The 3,390-nt window shown below is 40.0% G+C and carries 4 protein-coding genes; 3 read left to right on the top strand and 1 reads right to left on the bottom strand.

Going from position 1 to position 3,390, the window contains the following annotated elements; all coding sequences use genetic code 11:
• Positions 1–150: 150 nt before the first annotated feature.
• Positions 151–450: a GIY-YIG nuclease family protein gene (locus tag ACILQF_RS11890; RefSeq protein ID WP_395627622.1), complete on the bottom strand. Its 300-nt coding sequence runs from the start codon at positions 448–450 to the stop codon at positions 151–153.
• A gap of 340 nt (positions 451–790) precedes the next feature.
• Here ACILQF_RS11890 and ACILQF_RS11885 point away from each other — a divergent pair, with 340 nt between their 5' ends.
• The 3 genes from ACILQF_RS11885 (at position 791) to rfbA (ending at position 3,119) form a co-directional block, all read left to right on the top strand.
• Positions 791–1,570, top strand: a complete 780-nt coding sequence (locus ACILQF_RS11885) for a DUF3108 domain-containing protein (protein ID WP_395627621.1) — start codon at positions 791–793, stop codon at positions 1,568–1,570.
• A gap of 3 nt (positions 1,571–1,573) precedes the next feature.
• Entirely contained in the window at positions 1,574–2,149 is a 576-nt protein-coding gene (locus ACILQF_RS11880) for a DUF3109 family protein (RefSeq protein WP_395627620.1), read from the top strand.
• 109 nt (positions 2,150–2,258) lie between these two features.
• Positions 2,259–3,119 carry a glucose-1-phosphate thymidylyltransferase RfbA gene (gene rfbA / locus ACILQF_RS11875; protein WP_395627619.1) on the top strand — a complete coding sequence of 287 codons (861 nt, stop codon included), beginning with the start codon at positions 2,259–2,261 and terminating at the stop codon, positions 3,117–3,119.
• Positions 3,120–3,390 lie beyond the last annotated feature (271 nt).

Here is a 3,390-nt window from a genome sequence, read left to right as displayed (position 1 = left end):
ATCAAACCAAACGGCGTCATTTCGAACACTCAATTGGAATTATGGAGCTTAGGATGATTGTTCTGAGTGGAGAAATCTGGTGAGCCGAACTGGGGTTTCCAAATGAACAGATTCCGCGTCGTGCCTCCTTCGGAATGACGGGGTGCTACATCACCATAACTTAATATCTTCCCATAAATCCTTCCACTCTGGATTCAAGTTATTTATAAGTTCAATTTTCTTCTCTCTTCTCCATTTTTTCAAAACTTTTTCACGCGCAATTGCTTCCTGAATAGAAAAAAAACTTTCATAATAAATACAATAAGTTAAATTATATGTAGCTGTGAAACTAGATGAAAAATGATGTTCTTTGTGTTGAATAATTCTATTTCTAAGATTTGAAGTAACACCAATATAGAGTGTTGTTTTATTCTTATTGGTCATGATATAAACAGCTCCTCCTTTTTCCATTGTGCATTTTAATGATTTTTTCTAATGAATAATAACTGGAGTAAGTGATTAATGAGCTAACGGTAGGTTTATTTAATTAGCTAAGCTTTTTGAATTTACCGCCGAGTCGTCATTTCGAACATGCGAATGTAAATACAAGGCTTACGCTTATCTGTCAAGCATGGAGAAATCTGTTGAATCGAACTGGGATTTCCAAATGAACAGATTCCTCGTCGTGCCTCTGTCGGAATGACGGGGTGGTTAAACATGTCCGGAATGATAGGGAACTAGGTTTAGAATTTATATCCCCCAATCATGGCAATATTATTGCTTACATATTCCTAAATTTGCACCAATAAAAATGATAAAAAAACAGATCCTATTTATAATTCTGCTTTTGGCGGGTTCTTTTGCTTTCGCGCAAGTGGTAAAAAACAATGGTGAGCCAGTGTTTAAAGTGGGGGAGCGCCTCGACTACCGCCTTCGCTATGGTTTTATAACCGCCGCCGAAGCATCCATCCGGGTGGAAGAATCAACGGCCCAATTTGATAATAATCCGGTTTTTCATCTTGTTGCAGAGGGTCGTACAGCGGGAACGTTCAATATATTCTACAAAGTGAGAAACCGCTACGACTCCTACGTAGATAAGAAGACCATGACGCCCTATCTCTATACCGAAAATATCCGCGAAGCAAATTATCGCCGAAATGATAAGGCTCGCTTTTATCAAGAAGAGAAAAAGGTGGTTTCCAATAACGGCACTTTCAAGTCCAACGGACAAACATTTGATGTGGTTTCGGCCTATTACTTTGCCCGTAATCTTAATATTTCTGCACTCACGGAAGGGGATACATTTAGCCTCGACTATTTCCTACACGACGGCATCAGCAAAATGGATATTCAATATGTAGGTAAGGAAGTAGTGAAAACCTCATTGGGATATGTGCGCTGTATTAAATTTAGTCCCTCAATTCAACCCGGCAGAGTCTTTAGAAAGAATAGTAAGTTATATCTTTGGATTACGGATGATGCCAATCGCATTCCCGTAAAGGCTCATGTAGAAATTTTGGTGGGCTCGGTTACGCTGGAACTTATCAGTGCCGAGGGACTAAAATATACGATGGGGGTGGCTAAAAGATAAATTATGATTGAAGTAAAAAATACCCTGGTTCACGAGGATATTGTACGTGAAAATTTTGTCTGTAATCTCAATAAATGTAAAGGCATTTGCTGCATCGAAGGCGATTCCGGTGCGCCACTTGAACGCTCAGAATTGGCCATCCTCGAAGAGATTTATCCCATCATTAAGCCCTACATGACCGAAAAGGGGATTGCTGTAATCGAAGAGTTTGGCACCCATGTCAAAGATTTTGAAGGCGATTATACCACGCCTTGTGTAGATACCAATAAGGAATGTGCCTATGTGATTATGGAGAATGGCATCAGCAAATGCTCCATCGAAAAGGCCTATGAAGAAGGAAAAATAGGCTGGAAGAAGCCCATTTCCTGCCATTTATACCCCATTCGAATTACTAATTACCCTGAATTTGAAGTCCTGCATTACGACCGATGGAATATCTGTAGTCCCGCTTGTAGTTTTGGTAACGAATTGAAAGTGCCTGTATATCAATTCCTTAAGGAACCTTTAATTAGGAAGTATGGCGCCGAATGGTATCAAGAATTGGTAGATAAGGCTAAATCGGAATCGACTACTCTTTGATATTTCCTTAATTTTTAGTATATTTTTTTCTTTATTCTTAAATGAAGTCAATTACCTTTGAGTAAAATTAATAAATTGCTTAAAGCTTTTAGATTACGATAAAAAATCCATGAAGGGAATTATACTCGCAGGGGGCTCGGGGACGAGGCTTCACCCATTAACGCTCGCAGTAAGCAAGCAATTGATGCCGGTTTACGATAAACCGATGATTTATTATCCACTATCCACTCTAATGCAAGCGGGTATTAAGGATATTCTGATTATTTCAACGCCTCATGATCTTCCTCATTTTGAGAAGCTTTTGGGCGATGGTAAACGAATTGGCTGTAATTTCACCTATGCTGAGCAGGCTATTCCCAATGGATTGGCACAGGCCTTTGTAATTGGTGAGCAATTTATTGGAGATGATGATGTGGCACTTATTTTGGGCGACAATATTTTCCATGGGGATTCGATTAGCAATCTCTTGCCAACCATCCAACATCCAGAAGGGGGAGTGGTATTTGCTTATCAGGTTTCCGATCCAGAGCGCTATGGCGTGGTGGAGTTTGATGCGGATTTTAATGCGCTTTCCATTGAGGAGAAGCCTAGCCATCCGAAATCAAATTATGCTGTTCCCGGTTTATACTTCTATAATAATTCGGTGGTTGAGATCGCCAAAAATATAAATCCTTCACCACGTGGGGAATATGAAATCACGGACGTAAACCGCGAATACTTGAAACAAAATAAGTTAAAAGTGGGAGTGTTGAGTCGCGGTACCGCATGGCTTGATACGGGTACTTTCAACTCGCTTATGCAAGCGGGACAGTTTGTTCAAGTGATTGAAGAAAGACAAGGCTTGAAAATTGGCTGTATTGAAGAGATTGCCTACCAGATGAAGTTTATCACTAAAGAGCAACTCCAAAAAATTGCCGAACCGCTAGTTAAGAGTGGGTATGGGGAGTATTTGTTGGGTTTGGTGAGGTAGTGATAATTATTAGCCTGCGGCGTCATTGCGAATAATCGAATATTTAGGTTTTTATATTATGATGAGTGGAGAAATCTGTTCAGTCATAGTAGAAATTTCATGCAAATTCTGGTATAAATTTAAAGGCCGTGAGGGCTTAGTTTTTCTTTTCCTTCAGCAGAAAAGAAACAAGCCGAGGCTCTTCGCCGAGACCATGAGAGCCTTTAAAAAACAATAAACCAAATTCGAATAAACGCCGCCGCTGCGTCTGATGCTATGAAAGGTTCTGCGA

The sequence above is a fragment of the Daejeonella sp. genome, from assembly GCF_044232565.1.
GTDB lineage: Bacteria > Bacteroidota > Bacteroidia > Sphingobacteriales > Sphingobacteriaceae > Daejeonella.
Note: the sequence above shows the minus strand (reverse complement) of the source record. Positions and strands in the feature narration are given on the sequence as shown.

Coding starts and splice junctions, on each gene's coding strand:
- ACILQF_RS11890 (WP_395627622.1), bottom strand. CDS start 450: ATGGAAAAAGGAGGAGCTGTTTATATCATGACCAATAAGAATAAAACA.
- ACILQF_RS11885 (WP_395627621.1), top strand. CDS start 791: ATGATAAAAAAACAGATCCTATTTATAATTCTGCTTTTGGCGGGTTCT.
- ACILQF_RS11880 (WP_395627620.1), top strand. CDS start 1,574: ATGATTGAAGTAAAAAATACCCTGGTTCACGAGGATATTGTACGTGAA.
- rfbA (WP_395627619.1), top strand. CDS start 2,259: ATGAAGGGAATTATACTCGCAGGGGGCTCGGGGACGAGGCTTCACCCA.